Here is a 14,717-nt window from a genome sequence, read left to right as displayed (position 1 = left end):
CCCTGAAGATGCGCGGCGCGGCCGGATGGTTGTACGGGCGCTCAGGAGGGGGCCTAGTCGAACCAGCGGTCCCGGGCCAGTTCCGCCGTCCGGGACGGATCCTCCAGGAGGGCCGCGACCTCGAAGCGGCGCGGCCACTGGCCCGCCGCCCAGGCGAGGGCCGCCGCCACGCCCTCCAGGGTGGAGGCGTGCAGGGTGCCGTCCGGGGTGCGGCGCCAGTCGAGTTCGGTGCCGCCCGCCAGGAGTTCCTCGTGCTCCACGTAGCTCTTCGGGGTGGCCGGGCCCAGGAGCTGGTGCACCGACTCGGGGACCTCGTGCTCCTCGCCGTCGGTGGTCACCTCCGCCGGGACGGTCTCCGAGAGGCGCCGGACCTGGAACAGCTCCGCCAGGTCGGCGGCCCGGGACGGGGCCACGGGGAGGAGGGGGAGGCCCGTGGTGAGCGGCAGGAGGTCCGGGGCGTCCGCGATCACCGCGTCCTGCGCGTCGACCACGACCACCTCGCCGTCCACCACCGCGCGCAGCTCGTCGGGCAGGGTGACCTGCTCGGGGTCCAGATCGGCCAGCGCCCCGTACAGGCCGTGCAGTTGGCGGCCGGTGACCTCCCGGTCCGGGTCGGCGAGGCGGCCGAGCAGCTCGGCGGCGCCGCCCGGCTCCTCCAGGAGGGCGGGCACGGTGGTGCGTACGCCGAGCGCCCGCAGGACCTGCTCGTCCTCGAAGCCGGTGGCGTCCGCCGGGGTGTAGAGGCCGGCCAGCAGCGGGTCGCCGCCCGCCGCGCGCAGACCGGCCGGGCGGCGGCCGTCCAGGACCGGGTGGTCGCGCAGCCACCAGGCGGTGTACGGGCGCACGGACCGGGTGGTGCCGTCCGGGAGCAGCACCCGCACGGGCTGGGTCAGGGCGTCGCGCAGCGGCGGCTGGGCCAGCATGGCCAGAGCCTGGGGCCAGCGGTCGTCGTCGACCAGGTCGAGGTCCCGTACGGCGACCAGCTCGACGGCGACCGGCGGCACCGGGGTGTCGGGGAGCTGGTCGAGGAGGTCCTCGCACCACACGTCGACGGCGTCGAGCAGACCGGCGTCGTCGGGCTCCGCGAAGTCCCCGTCGCGGGGCTCCAGTTCGTCCGGGTCCAGGACCACGTCGGTGGCGCGGACCAGCTGGAAGGCGGCGAGGACGCCCACGGCGGTGAGGGTCCGCTCGTCCCAGCGCTCCACCAGCTCGGCGTCCAGGTACGGGATCTCGTCCTCGCGGATCACCGAGGCCAAGGGGGAGCCGGGCAGCAGGAGTTCCCCGGCCGGGGTCGGCTCGCCGTCCTCGTCGGGCAGGGCGAGCGCGCCCAGCCAGGGCTCGTCCCCGGGGGAGAGCTCGGCATCGCGGACCAGGCCGAGGACGATGTCGGCCAGTTCCTCGGGGTCGAGGGCGTCCTCGTCCCAGATCTCCCCGGCGTCGAGGGAGGCGGCGACGGCCGACCGCACCTGCGGGGTGGTCAGGACGGCGCGCGGGCTCGCCGGGAGCGCGCCCAGCTTCTCCAGCAGCGGGTGCACGGCGTCCGGGTGGGCCACCCGCAGGCCGAGCCGGGCCAGGCTCTCCGGGCTGCCCGAGCGCGGGGCGTCCGCGCCGGGCAGCAGCAGCTGCCGGGGCCCGATCGCGGTGCGCCCGTCGGCCAGCGGCACGGGGAGGCCGGAGAGCCGGTCCGGGTCGACCCCGGCGAGGCTGTCGTAGAGCCGGTACCACCATTCCGGGGTCCGCTCGATGCCGGCGATCCGCTCGATGGCCTCGCCCAGCGGCAGCCGGCCCACGCCCAGGGTGCGCAGTTCGGGGCGGCGCTCCAGCCCGGCCGGGAGCAGGGTCGGCAGCACCTCCGCGAGGACCCGTACGGTGTCGGCGCCCGCGCCCTCCACCACCTCGGCCTCGAAGGGCCGCAGGGCGGCCCGCTCGTCGGGATCTTCCGCGGGTGCGGCCGGCGCGAGGAAGGCCGTACGGGGCAGGCGCGCGATGACGGCGGCGCGCAGGGCCCCGTCGAGCTCGCCCTTGCCGAGCGGGCCGGGTACGAGGTCCACGAGCGCGGTGCTCACCGGCTCCCAGGAGCCCAGGAGTTCGGCGTACGCATCGGCCGCGCGCTCCACGAGGAAGTCGGTCAGCGGCCCCGGCGCGGGGTGACGGCGGGTGGTGTCCAGCGGCAGGGTCGCGATGAGCAGCGCGGGGATGCCCAGGGGTTCGTCGGTCGGGGTCGGCGCGTGCACCACGGCGGCGGTCGCGGGGCGGACCGGGGCGCCTTCGGCGTCGACGGGCACGGACCAGGACACCGCCCAGACGGGCCGCAGCCGTTCCTCGACGGGCCGGTCGGCGAGCAGCGCCTTCTCGATGGGGCCGGAGTGGCGCACGGTGCGCCAACGCTTGGTGTCCGAGGCGGAGTCGGCGATGACGGTGTACGGGCCTTCGGCGCGGCGCGTCAGCGTCCGCACGCCCCCGGCCGGTGTGTCGATGACGACCTCGGCCAGCCCCGGCAGCGTCAGCAGCAGGGCGTCGTCCACGGCGGCGAGCAGCCGCCCGGCCAGCTCCTCCGCGGCGGCGTCGCGCAGCGGGAGGACCACGACGGTGTCGTACCCCTCGGGCGCCGTTCCCTCGGCGGGCAGCGGGAGCCGCAGCAGCGGGACGTGGCCGTCGCGGCGGCGCAGCTCCTCGCCGAGCCCGGAGCTCCCCACGGCGGCCCCCCGGGCCAGCTCGCGGGCCTCGGCCAGGGACCAGCGCACCCCGCCGTGCCGGCCGAGGACGGCGGGCTCGTCGGAGACGGCCAGGACGGCGGCGAAGCCGACGCCGAAGCGGCCGACGCTGCCGGGGGAGTCGTCGCGCTTGGCGGAGGCGCGCAGGGTGGACAGGGACTCCACGCCGGTCGCGTCCAGCGGGGAGCCGGTGTTGGAGACGGCGAGCACCGCGTGCCCGTCGGGCCGGTCGGTGCCCGCGTGCAGGGTGAGCCGCAGCCGGCCGGGAACCCCGGCGCGGGCGGCCGCGTCGGCGGCGTTCTGCGCGAGCTCGACGACGAGCCGGTCGCGGTAGCCGCCGAGGGCCAGGTCCTCCTCGGCGTTGGCGTCCTCGCGGAAGCGGGCCGGGCCGGCGCCCCAGGCGTCGAGCACCCCGCGCCGCAGCCGGGCCGTGCCGAAGGGGTCCACGCCGTCCGGGGCCGCCGTCACTCGCACGCTCACGCTGCTGCCTCCAAGATGTACCGCGCTCAACCGAGCCGTACGGCATCCGGGAAATGCCGGACGCCGAGGCCCTGAAGGTATCGCGTGCGTCGAGCGCCTCCGCAAACGAACCGGCTTCAGGCAGACTCAAGGAGTCGGTATCGCTCTGCTATTTGTGAGGATTGCGCATGATCACGCTCACCAAGGAAGACGGCCCTGCGGACCTGGGCGGCGTAACCCATCTGTCCATCGGCGTCTCGTGGGACCCGACCGTGGGCAGCAGCGGTGGCCTCCTGGGCAAGCTCAAGCGGAAGGTCGGGACCGACCTGGACCTGATCGCGATCGCGATGCAGGGCGCGGACCCGGTCCGCCTCGCCGGCCTCGACTCCCTGGACCCGATGGGCAACGGCTCGCTGCTCCACAGCGGGGACAACCAGACCGGGCACGGCGACGGCGACGACGAGACGGTGACCGTGGAGTTCGCCCGGATACCGGGCAACGTCACGTCCATCGTCTTCGTCGCCGCCGCGTACAAGAAGGGCAGTTCCTTCCAGAGCGCCCGCAACATCAGCTTCAAGGTGTACGACGCCTCGGGCGGCAGCAGCCAGCAGGTCGCCGACATTTGGCCGAGCCTCCTCGGCAGCGACAACGGCTGCGCCGTGGCCAAGGCGGTCCGGGAGGGGTCCGGCTGGCAGCTGCACGTCATCAACCAGACCGGCAAGATCAAGCCGGGCGACGAGCAGGCCCTCATGCGCTTCGCCGTCGCCAAGTAGGCATCCGGCGGCGGGCCTACTCCTGGCCGACGAGGTGGGCGAAGACCACGACGTTGGCGTCCCAGTGGCGGTCCTTGGTGAGGTCGCCGCCGCAGGTGATGACGCGGAGTTCGGCCTTGCCGTGGGTGTCCCCGTAGACCTTGTCGGTCGGGAACTGGTCCTTCTTGAAGGTGTCGACCTCGTCGACGGAGAAGACGGCGGTGGAGCCGTCGTCCCGGTGGACCTCGATCTTCTCGTCCTTCTTCAGCTTCTTGAGGTTGTAGAAGACGGCCTCGGGCACCTGCGGGGTGTCCATGTGCCCGACGATGGCGGCCGCGCCCTTCTCCCCGGGGGTCGGGCCGTCCTTGTACCAGGCCGCGTCCTTGGGCTTGGCGAAGTCGGGCTCCTGCATGACGCCCTGGGCGTCGAGTCCGACGGTGTCGAGCGGGGCGTCGACCTTGATGTCCGGGATCACGATCCGGTCCGGGACGGAGGCGCTCAGCACGGAGGCGTTCTTGGCGGCGGCCGGGTTGTTCTTGGCCGCGGTGCCGGCGTCACCGCCGGAGGAGCAGGAAGTGATCAGGAAGGCCGTGAGGCCGGCGGCGCCCGCCAGGGCGGCCACGCGCAGGGCGCGGCCGCTCCGGCGGGGGGCGTGTTCCCGGGTGGAGCGCTCAGCCATTGTCGGCCGCGTCCGAGGGGACCCAGCCGATGGGGGCCTGGCCGGTGTTCACGGAACCCTTGGGGGTCTTGTGCTGGCTCGGGTCGAGCGGGGCCGGCTTCGGCTTCGGGGTGACCGGGCCGGTGGCGTCGGTGGAGAACTTGACGGTGTCGAACTTCTTGCCGCCCGCGAAGGCGTCGACGCCGTAGTAGCCGGTCTTGACGTCCTTGGCGACGACCGCGGTGCCGGTCCAGACGCCCTTGCCGTCGTTCTTCAGGTTGACCTGGCCGCCGAAGGCGTCGGACTTGATGAAGGCGCTCTTCTCGTTCGGCGCCGTCTTGATGGTGACCTGGATCTTGTCGCCCGGCTTGCCGTGGTCCTGGGACAGGCTCAGCGTCGAGGCGCTCGGGGTCGGGGTCGGCTTCGGGGTGGGCTTGCCGTCCTTGACCGTGATCTGGGCGGTGGCCTGGAGCTTGTGGCCGTCGGGGCCCGATCCGGTGAGGGAGACCCCGTAGTTGCCGTCGGCGACCTTGGCGACCGTCGCGGTGGCGCCGCGGCCGTCGGTCATCTTGACGTTGTTCAGAGCCTCGGAGGAGATCGACAGGTTCGTCGAGCCGTCCGGGACCTCCATCGACATCTGGACGGAGTCGCCCGGCTTGGCGGTGGAGGGGGAGATCTTCAGGGCCACCGGGGCCGCCTCGGCGCTGGCGCTGGCGCTGTGGGCGGTCGACGTGGAGTCGGCGGCGAACGCGGCGGTCGGGACGGCCAGGGCCATAGACGAGGCGAGGGCGATCGCCGAGAAGGTAAGTGCCTTGCGCATGGGGTTCCTCCTGAACGGGCCGGGGTTCGTTCCCGGCACACCAGACATGAGGGACATCCTGGGGCGGTTGGTTGCGCCCCTCGGAGGGGTCGGGAGGGGCCCCTGCCGAAGGTCCCGGGGCGTAAAACCGCAGGCGGCGGAGGTGGTGTGGATCTCCTGTTTGCTGGTCCTTTGCCCCGATTTTTGGGACCAAGGTCCCGGGGTTCCGGGGCGGGCTGCGGGCCCGGGCCTTCAGGGCTCGTTCAGGACTGGCTCAGGACTGGCTCAGGACTGCTTCGGGCGGGCGATCGGCCATGAAGAAGCCCCCGGTGACGAAATGTCACCGGGGGCTCCGGAGCGTGTCGGTCGGGCTCGGTCAGAGGGCTTCGATCACGTAGTCCACGCAGGCGGTGAGCGCCTGCACGTCCGCCGGGTCGATCGACGGGAACATCGCGATGCGGAGCTGGTTGCGGCCGAGCTTGCGGTAGGGCTCGGTGTCCACGATGCCGTTGGCGCGCAGCACCTTGGCGACCGCGGCCGCGTCGATGTCGTCCGAGAAGTCGATCGTGCCGATGACGGCCGAGCGCTTGGCGGCGTCCACGACGAACGGGCTGGCGTACTTCGACGCCTCGGCCCAGCCGTACAGGTGGGCCGCGCTGGCCGACGTACGGCCGGTCGTGAACTCCAGACCGCCCTGGCTGTTCATCCACTCCAGCTGCTGGTCCAGCAGGAAGAGGGTGGAGAGCGCCGGGGTGTTGTACGTCTGGTTCTTCAGGGAGTTGTCGATCGCCGTCGGCAGCGAGAAGAACTCCGGGATGTGCCGGCCCGAGGCGTGCACGCGGGCCGCGCGCTCCAGGGCCGCCGGGGAGAACGCCGCCAGCCACAGGCCGCCGTCGGAGGCGAAGGACTTCTGCGGGGCGAAGTAGTAGACGTCGGTCTCGGTGATGTCCACCGGCAGACCGCCGGCGCCCGAGGTCGCGTCCACCAGGACGAGGGAACCCTCGTCGGCGCCCGCGACGCGCTTGATCGGCGCCGCGACACCCGTCGAGGTCTCGTTGTGGGTGTACGCGTACACGTCCACGCCCGCCTCGGCCACCGGGTCCGGGTGGGTGCCCGGGTCGGAGGAGATCACCGACGGGGCGTCCAGCCACGGCGCGGACTTCGCGGCGCTGGCGAACTTGGAGGAGAACTCACCGAAGGTGAGGTGCTGCGACTTCCGCTCGATGAGACCGGCGGTCGCGATGTCCCAGAAGGCGGTGGAGCCGCCGTTGCCCAGGATCACCTCGTAGCCCTCGGGGAGGGAGAAGAGGTCCCGGAGGCCCTGGCGAACCGATCCGACCAGGTTCTTGACCGGAGCCTGGCGGTGGGAGGTTCCGAGCAGGGAGGTACCGGTGGCGGCGAGGGCGTCCAGCGCCTCGGTCCGCACCTTGGAGGGGCCCGCGCCGAAGCGTCCGTCGGCGGGCTTGATGTCAGCGGGAATCTGGATCTCGGCCACAAGCGGAGCGTATCCGGTCCGGGTCCACGCCTTGGAGCCGCGTCCACCCGATGAGATGACGCGCGTAGAGCCGGGAGCTGCTCGGAGCGGCCGGGAGCCGGTGGCCGGGAGCCGGTGGGACGCTGTCCGTCGTGACCTCACCCGGTGAACGCGAAGAACTCGAACGGACCCTGCGGAAGAACCTGCGCGGAGAGGTCGACTTCGGCGCCGCCGCCCGGGCTTTGATGACGATGGACGCCTCGAACTACCGCCGCGTCCCCGTCGGCGTGGTCGCCCCGCGCGACGCCGAGGACGTGGCCGCCGCCCTCGCGGTGTGCGCGGAGGCCGGGGTCCCGGTCGTCCCGCGCGGCGGCGGCACCTCCATCGCAGGCCAGGCCACCGGGACCGGCGTGGTGCTGGACCTCACCCGCCACATGGACTCCCTCGTCTCCCTGGACCCGGCCGCCCGCACCGCCGTCGTCCAGCCCGGCCTGGTCCTCGACCGGCTCCGGGACGCGGCCCGCCCGCACGGGCTGACCTTCGGGCCGGACCCCTCCACGCACTCCCGCTGCACCCTCGGCGGGATGATCGGCAACAACGCCTGCGGGGCCCACTCCGTGGCCTGGGGCACCACCGCCGACAACGTCGCCGAGCTGGCGGTGACCACGTACGGCGGCTCCGCCCACCGGCTCGGCACCGGCTGGGAGGGCGCCCCCGACGGGCTGCGGGAGCTGGTCTCGGCGAACCTGGCCGTCCTGCGCACCGGCATGGCCGGCGGCTTCTCGCGGCGGATCTCCGGCTACGGCGGACTGGACGCGCTGCTCCCCGAGCGGGGCGTGCAGGTGGCCCGGGCCTTCTGCGGGAGCGAGGGCACGCTCGGGGTGGTCACCGAGGCGGCGGTACGGCTGGTGGAACTGCCCGCCGCCCCCGCGCTGGCCGTGCTCGGGTACGCCGACGAGAGCGCGGCCGCGCAGGCCGCGGCGGGGCTGCTCGGGTACGGGCCGCTGACGGTGGAGGGGATGGCGGCCGACCTCGTGGGCGATGCCGCCTCCGGCCTGCCCCGGGGCGGGGCCTGGCTGTTCGCGGAGATGCGCGACGAGGGCGCGGCACGGGCCCTGATCCGTGCCTCCGACGCCGTCGACGCCCTCCTCCTCACCGACCCGGCGGCGCAGCGCGCCCTGTGGCGGATCCGCGAGGACGCGGCGGGCACGGCGACCCGGATGCCCGACGGCACCATGGCCTGGCCGGGCTGGGAGGACTGCGCGGTACCGCCCGCCCGGCTCGGCGCCTACCTGCCGGAATTCCGGGCCCTGCTGGCGCAGCACGGGCTGCGCGGATCCCCGTACGGCCACTTCGGCGAGGGCTGCGTGCACGTACGGATCGACTTCGACCTGGTGACGCCGGAGGGCGTGGCCCGCTTCCGCGCCTTCTCCTACGACCTCGCCGACCTGGTCGTAGCGCACGGCGGCTCCCTGTCCGGGGAGCACGGGGACGGGCAGGCGCGGGCGGAGCTGCTGCCGCGGATGTACGGGCCTTCGGTGATCGATCTCTTCGAGTCCGCCAAGCGGGTCTGGGACCCGGCGGGCGGCATGAACCCCGGCATCCTCGTCCGCCCGGCACGGCTCGACGAGAACCTCCGCTTCGCGGTGCTGCCGAGCCTGCCCTTCGCGGGGGAGGTGGCGCGGTGCGTCGGCGTCGCGAAGTGCCGGTCGACGGAGGTCGGGGGCCCGGGGGTGATGTGCCCGTCGTACCGGGCCACGGGGGAGGAACGCCACTCCACGCGGGGGCGGGCGCGGCTGCTGCACGAGATGCTGGCGGGGGAGGTGCTGCGGGACGGCTGGCGGTCGGCGGAGGTCGCCGGGGCGCTGGATCTGTGCCTCGGCTGCAAGGGGTGCCGCAGCGACTGCCCGGTGGGGGTGGACATGGCCGCCTACAAGGCGGAGTTCCTCCACCGCCACTGGGCGGGCCGGCTGCGGCCGCTGTCCCACTACGCCCTGGGCGGGCTGCCGTTCTGGCTCCGCCTGATCGCCGGGCTGCGGCTGGCCGGGCCCCTGAACCTGGTGTCCCGCGTCCTCCGCATCCCGGGCCTGGAGCGGGCCCGGGCCCTGCCCCGGGTGGCCCGGACCCCGTTCACGCGTGCGTGGCGCGCGGCATCCCGCTCCGCGGGGGGAGGTCCCCTACCCGCCCTTCGCCCGTTCCCCGGGCTGCGCCCGGACCCCTCCCGGGGCTCCGCCCCGGACCCCGCGCCTCAAACGCCGGCGGGGCTGGATTCGGCCGCCTCCGGCGAAAACCCAGCCCCTCCGGCGTTTGAGGCGCGGGGGTCCGGGGGCTGGCCCCCGGGAACGGGTCCGGGCGGCGCCCGGGGAACGGTGGAAGGGCGGGTAGGGGACGGCCGCCCGCAGGGCACGCCCGGGACAGTCGTCACGGTGTGGCCCGACACGTTCACGGAGTACCTCGCTCCCGAGGCCGGCCACGCCGCCGTGCGGGTGCTGCGGGCCGCCGGCCTGGAGCCCGTGGTGCAGCCGGGCCGGGTGTGCTGCGGGCTGACGTACATCTCCACGGGCCGCCTGGACACCGCCCGCAGGGTGCTCCGCCGCACCCTGGACGCCGTAGGCGACCCGCAGGGGCCCGTCACCGTCCTCGAACCGAGCTGCGCGGCAGCGCTGCGCACCGATCTGCCCGCTCTGCTCCCGGAGGACCCCCGCGCACCCCGCCTCGCAGCGGCCGTCCGAACCTTCGCCGAGACCCTGGAGGAGTACGCCCCCGACTGGCAGCCGCCCCGCCTGGACCGGCCGGTCGCCGGCCAGACCCACTGCCACCAGCACGCCGTCCTCGGCGACGGCCCCGACCGGCGGCTGCGCGAGCGCGCCGGGCTGACGGGAGGGCTCAGCGGCGGCTGCTGCGGCCTCGCGGGCAACTTCGGCTTCGAGCCCGGGCACCACGAGGTCTCCGTGGCCTGCGCCGAGGAACAGCTCCTGCCGTCGCTGCGGGCCGCCGCGCCGGGTACGGAGGTGCTGGCGGACGGGTTCTCCTGCCGGACCCAGATCGCGCAGCTGGCCGGCGGCCGGGCCCGCCACCTGGCGGAGGTACTGGCGGAGGGCCTGCCGGAACCGGGCGTACACCGGATGTAAGGCAAAACACGGACGCACGCTCCTTACTCACCCCCTAATCTGGATAAATGCCCGCACCTTCCTCCCACGCCCCCACGAGCACCGCGCCCGCCCAAGCGAAGCCGGTGGCGACCGCCCCCGCCGACGGCTCCTTCCGGGCCCGCTTCGGCCCCGTCGCCCTGGTGGTCACGGCGGGCGTCTCGGTGCAGTTCGGTGCCGCCCTCGCGGTGATGCTCATGCCGCGGGCGGGCGCGGCCGGCGTGGTCACGCTGCGCCTCGCCGCGGCCGCGCTGGTGCTGCTCCTCGTCTGCCGGCCCAAGGTGCGCGGCTACTCCCGCGCGGACTGGTCGACCGTGGTGTGGTTCGGCGTGGCCATGGCCGGCATGAACGGGTTCATCTACCAGGCCATCGACCGGATCCCCCTCGGCCCCGCCGTCACCCTGGAGGTGCTGGGCCCGCTGGTGCTCTCCGTCGTGGTCTCCCGCCGCCTGCTGAACCTGCTGTGGGCCGGGCTGGCGCTGGCCGGGGTCGTCCTGCTGTCCACCCACGGCGGGGGCGGCCTCGGCGGGCTCGACCCGCTGGGCGTGGCCTTCGCCCTCGCGGCGGGCGGCATGTGGGCGGCGTACATCGTGTTCAGCGCGCGGACCGGCCGTCGGTTCCCGCAGGCGGACGGGCTGGCGCTGGCGATGGCCGTGGCCGCCGTACTGTCCCTGCCGCTCGGCGTGATCGAGGCCGGCTCGGCCCTGCTGCACCCCAGCACCCTGCTCCTGGGCGTCGGCGTGGCCGTACTGTCCTCGGTCCTGCCGTACACGCTGGAACTGCTGGCCCTGCGCAGGCTCCCGGCGCCGACCTTCGCGATCCTGATGAGCCTGGAGCCCGCGATCGCCGCGACGGCCGGGTTCCTGATCCTGAACCAGGCGCTGTCGGCGCTCGACGCGGCGGCGATCTCGCTGGTCATCGTGGCGAGCATGGGCGCGGTCCGCTCGCAGACCCGGCCGCGCGAGCCTCAGCTCCAGCCTCAGCCTCAGCCTCAGCCGAACTGATCGTAGAAGGCGGTCTTGAGCTGGAGCGCCCGTTCCTCGGTCTCCTTGAAGCCGGCCGTCCTGTCCGCCCAGTCCGCCCCGTCCGTCCGGCCGAGGAGCTCGGTCACCCGCGCGGCCAGCCGGTCCGAGTGGGTGTCGGACAGCAGGGAGACGGTCGCGAGCGAATGCGTCTTCGCGTCGTGGACCAGGTGCGGGTGGTAGAACCGCGAACGGTTCCGGCCGCCGTCGCTCCCGTCGGCGAACAGCGGCCCCATGCGTTCCCACAGCCGTCCGTACTCGACGGAGACCAGCACCTCGCCCCAGAAGCGCAGGAAGGTCAGCAACCGCAGGTCGGCGTCGTCGCGGCCACCCGCGTCCGCGATCAGTTCGAGGGTGTCGGTGATGGCGCGCAGCGTCGCGGCCGTGGGCCTCGACGCGACCAGGGCCTCCCTGGACACTCCGAGCCGGCGCAGGTCCTGCGTCATGTCCTCGCGGTGCGAGGGGGTGTGCCCCTGGCCGCCCGGGTACTCCTCGCGCAGGATGATCCGGGCGATCCGCAGCCCTTCCCCGTCCCGCAGCAGGTCGATGGCCAGGTCGTAGGACGGGGTGAACGCGAGCGACACGAACCGCCGCTGGAGCAGGAGCGCGGCGAAGTCCTCGTCGGGCAGCCGGGTGACGCCCGCCAGGACGGGATGCTCCTCGAAGCGCGCGATCAGCCCGTTCTCGAACCCGTCGAGCTCGTGCAGCTCGTGCAGCTCGCCCAGCTCGTGCATGGCCGTACCTTTCCGTGGATCTGGATCTGGATCACCAGGTGATGTTTCGGAGGGACTCCCGCCAGTCGGGCAGCGCCACGTCGCGGCCGATCTCCCACAGCGTGTCCAGCTCCTTCTGGACCTGCCGCCCCATCGTCGTGTCACTGCCGTCGATCTCGGTCTGGGCGGAGTTGATCGCGAGCTGGCGGTGCAGGAACGAACTGACCAGAAAGTGCTCGTCGGCCTTGTGCACGGCGATGGACGGCAAGGAGTTGTACACCCGCACCCTGAGCAGGGCCCGGGCCGCGGGCCCGACCCCGCTGTGCAGCTCCGCGAGACCGGCCAGGCACATCTCCACCCGGGCCTTCACGTCCAGCGCGAGAGCGGGATCCCGTACGGAGCGCAGCGCCTCGTCGCGCAGTCCCGCCACCGGGGAGGACGGGTAGAGGAGCATGATGCGCACCGGGACGCCGTGGTCCACCAGCGCCTTCTCCAGCGCGGGCTGGAGGTGTTCCAGGTTGGGGATGAAGGTCTGCAGGATGGCCACCTCCTGGGTGGCCCCCTCCACGAACGCGTTGAAGTGCACGTCGGGGAACTCCGCGTGCACCCGGATCACGCCGAGGTAGTTCTCCTGCTTGAGCTGCTGCGCGACGGTGTCGATGTCCAGCTTGGCCAGCTGTGACTGGAAGCTGCTGTCGAGCCGGGCGACCTGCGTCCTGAGGGTCTCGTCGAGGCGGGTGACCTGCGCCTCGACCACGTCGAGCTTGCGCAGCCGGTCGATCTCCAGGAGGAGGAACACGGTGACCGTGCTCAGGATGAGCAGCGTGACCTTGGGGAGCGCGCCGCCGGGTGCGAGCGCGTCGAGCCACCCGAGGAGGTCCGCGATCAGGACCACGACGCCCGATGTGGACATCAGGGCCAGCGCGATCCGTTCCACCCGATAGCGAACGTCGACGACACTCATCTCGCTCCAGCCCCCGTGCCCCGTACTGTCCCGTGCCCGTCGTGGTCGGCGCTGACGCTATACCGACTCCCGTTGTTCCAGGGAGGTTTGAGGTGTTGTCGGGGGAGTGGGCGGGGCGAGTTCAGGCCAAGCGGTCCTCCCCGCCCACCGTCCCGTAGCGGGCCGCCGTCGCGGCGGCGGCCACTCCGATGCGCCGGCGCAGGGCCGGTGGGGCGAGTACCTCCGCCTCGGCGCCGAGTGCCAGGAACTGTGCCTCCGCCTGTTCCTGGGACTCGATCGGCAGGACCGCCCGGGTCCACCCGGGCAGTTCGGGATCCGGGGTCCCGGTGGCGGCCAGGGCCCTGGCCTGGGCGCCGGTCAGCCGGGCGGCCGCGCGCGCGGAGACCCGTACCTCCGCCTCCTCCGGGTAGAGCCGCTCGTGGAACTCGGCCTGGGTGCGCTGCCAGTGGGCGGCCAGCTCGAAGCCCTCGGGGAGCGCGCACTCCTCGCCGGTCTCCCGCACCGCCAGGATCTGGTCCACGCGGTAGGTGTACGGGGGGCCGGCGGGGCCGGCCGTGTCGGGTGCGGTGGCCGTGGCCGCGACCAGGTACCAGCGGCCCGCCTTCAGGACCAGGCCGTACGGGGCCAGCCGCCGGTCCACCTCGTGGGGCGCCTTCCAGCGCCGGTACCGGACCTCGACCACCCGGCCCCGCCACACCGCGTCGGCGACCCGCGCCAGGTGCGGGGTCTCCTCGTGCTCCGCGTACCAGCCGGGCGCGTCCAGGTGGAAGCGCAGTCGCATCCGGTCGGCCTGCGCGCGCAGCTCCGCGGGCAGGGCGGCGCGCAGCTTGAGCTGGGCGGTGGACAGGGCCCGGCCGAGGCCGAGTTCGGCGGCCGGGCCGGGCAGGGAGGTGAGGAAGAGGGCTTCCGCCTCGCCCGCGGCCAGGCCGGTGAGGCGGGTTCGGTAGCCGTCGAGGAGCTGGTAGCCGCCGCTGTGCCCGGCGTCGCCGTACAGCGGCACGCCGGCGGCGGCCAGCGCCTCCGCGTCGCGGTAGACCGTACGGACCGACACCTCCAGCTCCTCGGCGAGCTGGGCGGCGGTCATCCGGCCCCGGGTCTGGAGCAGCAGCAGGATCGAGAGCAGTCGGCTGGACTTCACGTGCACTTCACTGCCACAGGATGTCAGTGGAGTGCTCCTACGGTTCCCCCATCAGCACGGAGAAAAGCTCTTGGGGAGACCGCACATGTACGACTTCGACTTCTTCGCCGGTACCTGGGACGTCACCAACCGCTGGCTCACCGACTTCCTGGACGCGGACAGCGGGTGGGAGGTGTTCCCGGCGGTGTCCCGGGCCACCCGCCACTTCGACGGTGCCGCGAGCATCGACGAGATCGAGTTCCCGACGAAGGGCTTCGCGGGACTGACCCTGCGGCTCTACGACCCCGAGTCCGAGCGGTGGAGCCTCAACTGGGCCAGCCGCCGCACCGGAACGCTCTTCCCGCCGGTCACCGGATCCTTCGACGCGGCCTCGGGCACGGGCGTCTTCGAGGGCGAGGACACCTACGGGGACAAGGCGGTCCGGGTGCGGTTCGTGTGGTCGCGGACGGAGACGGACTCCCCGCGCTGGGAGCAGTACTTCTCGGCCGACGGGGGCACGAGCTGGATCCACAACTGGACGATGAACTTCAGCCGCCGAGCGGCGGTGCCCGCCGGCGCCTGACGGCGCGGGGCGGCGAGGCGGGCCGACGGGGGAGGTCTGCCGGGGCCGGCCTGCGGGGCGGTTGGGCGGGGCGGGCCGGGCCGGGCGGGGTGACGGGCCGGTCGGCGGGGCGGGCCGACGGGGGAGGTCCGTCGGCGCCGGCCTGCGGGGCGGTTGGGCGGGGCAGGCCGGGCGGGGCGAGCAGCCCGAGCGCTGTGCTCAGCCCGCGCGACCGGCACGTGCTCGACCAGCTGGCCCGGGCACGACAGCACCGCGACCCCAGCCCGGCCGGGGGTGTGGGCGGGACAGGCCGGGCCGGGCGGGGTGACGGGCC

11 protein-coding genes are annotated in these 14,717 nt (G+C 73.9%); 4 read left to right on the top strand and 7 right to left on the bottom strand.

The window, feature by feature from the left end:
- Nucleotides 1-53: 53 nt before the first annotated feature.
- Nucleotides 54-3,194, bottom strand: coding sequence for a sacsin N-terminal ATP-binding-like domain-containing protein (locus NLX94_RS37155; RefSeq protein WP_254387695.1), 3,141 nt, complete (start codon nt 3,192-3,194; stop codon nt 54-56).
- Between the two features lie 167 nt (nt 3,195-3,361).
- Here NLX94_RS37155 and NLX94_RS37150 point away from each other — a divergent pair, with 167 nt between their 5' ends.
- On the top strand, nt 3,362-3,946 hold the full coding sequence (locus tag NLX94_RS37150; RefSeq protein ID WP_254387694.1) for a TerD family protein: 585 nt from the start codon (nt 3,362-3,364) through the stop codon (nt 3,944-3,946).
- 16 nt (nt 3,947-3,962) lie between these two features.
- On the opposite strand, the gene NLX94_RS37145 is transcribed toward NLX94_RS37150, so the two are convergent.
- The 3 genes from NLX94_RS37145 to serC all read right to left on the bottom strand — a co-directional run bounded on the left by NLX94_RS37145 (nt 3,963) and on the right by serC (nt 6,877).
- Nucleotides 3,963-4,604, bottom strand: coding sequence for a class F sortase (locus NLX94_RS37145; protein WP_254387693.1), 642 nt, complete (start codon nt 4,602-4,604; stop codon nt 3,963-3,965).
- A complete protein-coding gene (locus NLX94_RS37140) occupies nt 4,597-5,403 on the bottom strand; it encodes a hypothetical protein (RefSeq protein ID WP_254387692.1) in 807 nt (268 codons plus the stop codon). The genes NLX94_RS37145 and NLX94_RS37140 overlap by 8 nt, the downstream gene beginning before the upstream one ends.
- Before the next feature lie 355 nt (nt 5,404-5,758).
- Nucleotides 5,759-6,877 (bottom strand): phosphoserine transaminase, encoded by a 1,119-nt coding sequence (gene serC, locus NLX94_RS37135; RefSeq protein WP_254387691.1) that lies wholly within the window; start codon nt 6,875-6,877, stop codon nt 5,759-5,761.
- A 230-nt stretch (nt 6,878-7,107) separates the two neighbouring features.
- Here serC and NLX94_RS37130 point away from each other — a divergent pair, with 230 nt between their 5' ends.
- On the top strand, nt 7,108-9,987 hold the full coding sequence (locus NLX94_RS37130; RefSeq protein ID WP_254387728.1) for an FAD-binding and (Fe-S)-binding domain-containing protein: 2,880 nt from the start codon (nt 7,108-7,110) through the stop codon (nt 9,985-9,987).
- 47 nt (nt 9,988-10,034) lie between these two features.
- Nucleotides 10,035-11,009, top strand: a complete 975-nt coding sequence (locus NLX94_RS37125; RefSeq protein ID WP_254387690.1) for a DMT family transporter — start codon at nt 10,035-10,037, stop codon at nt 11,007-11,009.
- Here the strand turns inward: NLX94_RS37125 and NLX94_RS37120 are convergent.
- The 3 genes from NLX94_RS37120 to NLX94_RS37110 form a co-directional block, all read right to left on the bottom strand.
- Complete coding sequence (locus tag NLX94_RS37120; RefSeq protein ID WP_254387689.1) at nt 10,997-11,761, bottom strand: hypothetical protein; 765 nt, start codon at nt 11,759-11,761, stop codon at nt 10,997-10,999. The two genes, NLX94_RS37125 and NLX94_RS37120, sit on opposite strands and share 13 nt — an antisense overlap.
- 31 nt (nt 11,762-11,792) lie before the next feature.
- Nucleotides 11,793-12,704 (bottom strand): hypothetical protein, encoded by a 912-nt coding sequence (locus NLX94_RS37115; protein WP_254387688.1) that lies wholly within the window; start codon nt 12,702-12,704, stop codon nt 11,793-11,795.
- A gap of 121 nt (nt 12,705-12,825) precedes the next feature.
- A complete protein-coding gene (locus NLX94_RS37110; protein ID WP_254387687.1) occupies nt 12,826-13,842 on the bottom strand; it encodes a YafY family protein in 1,017 nt (338 codons plus the stop codon).
- Nucleotides 13,843-13,927: 85 nt separating this feature from the next.
- Here NLX94_RS37110 and NLX94_RS37105 point away from each other — a divergent pair, with 85 nt between their 5' ends.
- Nucleotides 13,928-14,404 carry a hypothetical protein gene (locus NLX94_RS37105; protein ID WP_254387686.1) on the top strand — a complete coding sequence of 159 codons (477 nt, stop codon included), beginning with the start codon at nt 13,928-13,930 and terminating at the stop codon, nt 14,402-14,404.
- Nucleotides 14,405-14,717: the final 313 nt, after the last annotated feature.

The sequence above is a fragment of the Streptomyces sp. TBY4 genome (assembly GCF_024213195.1).
Lineage (GTDB): Bacteria > Actinomycetota > Actinomycetes > Streptomycetales > Streptomycetaceae > Streptomyces.
Note: the sequence above shows the minus strand (reverse complement) of the source record. Positions and strands in the feature narration are given on the sequence as shown.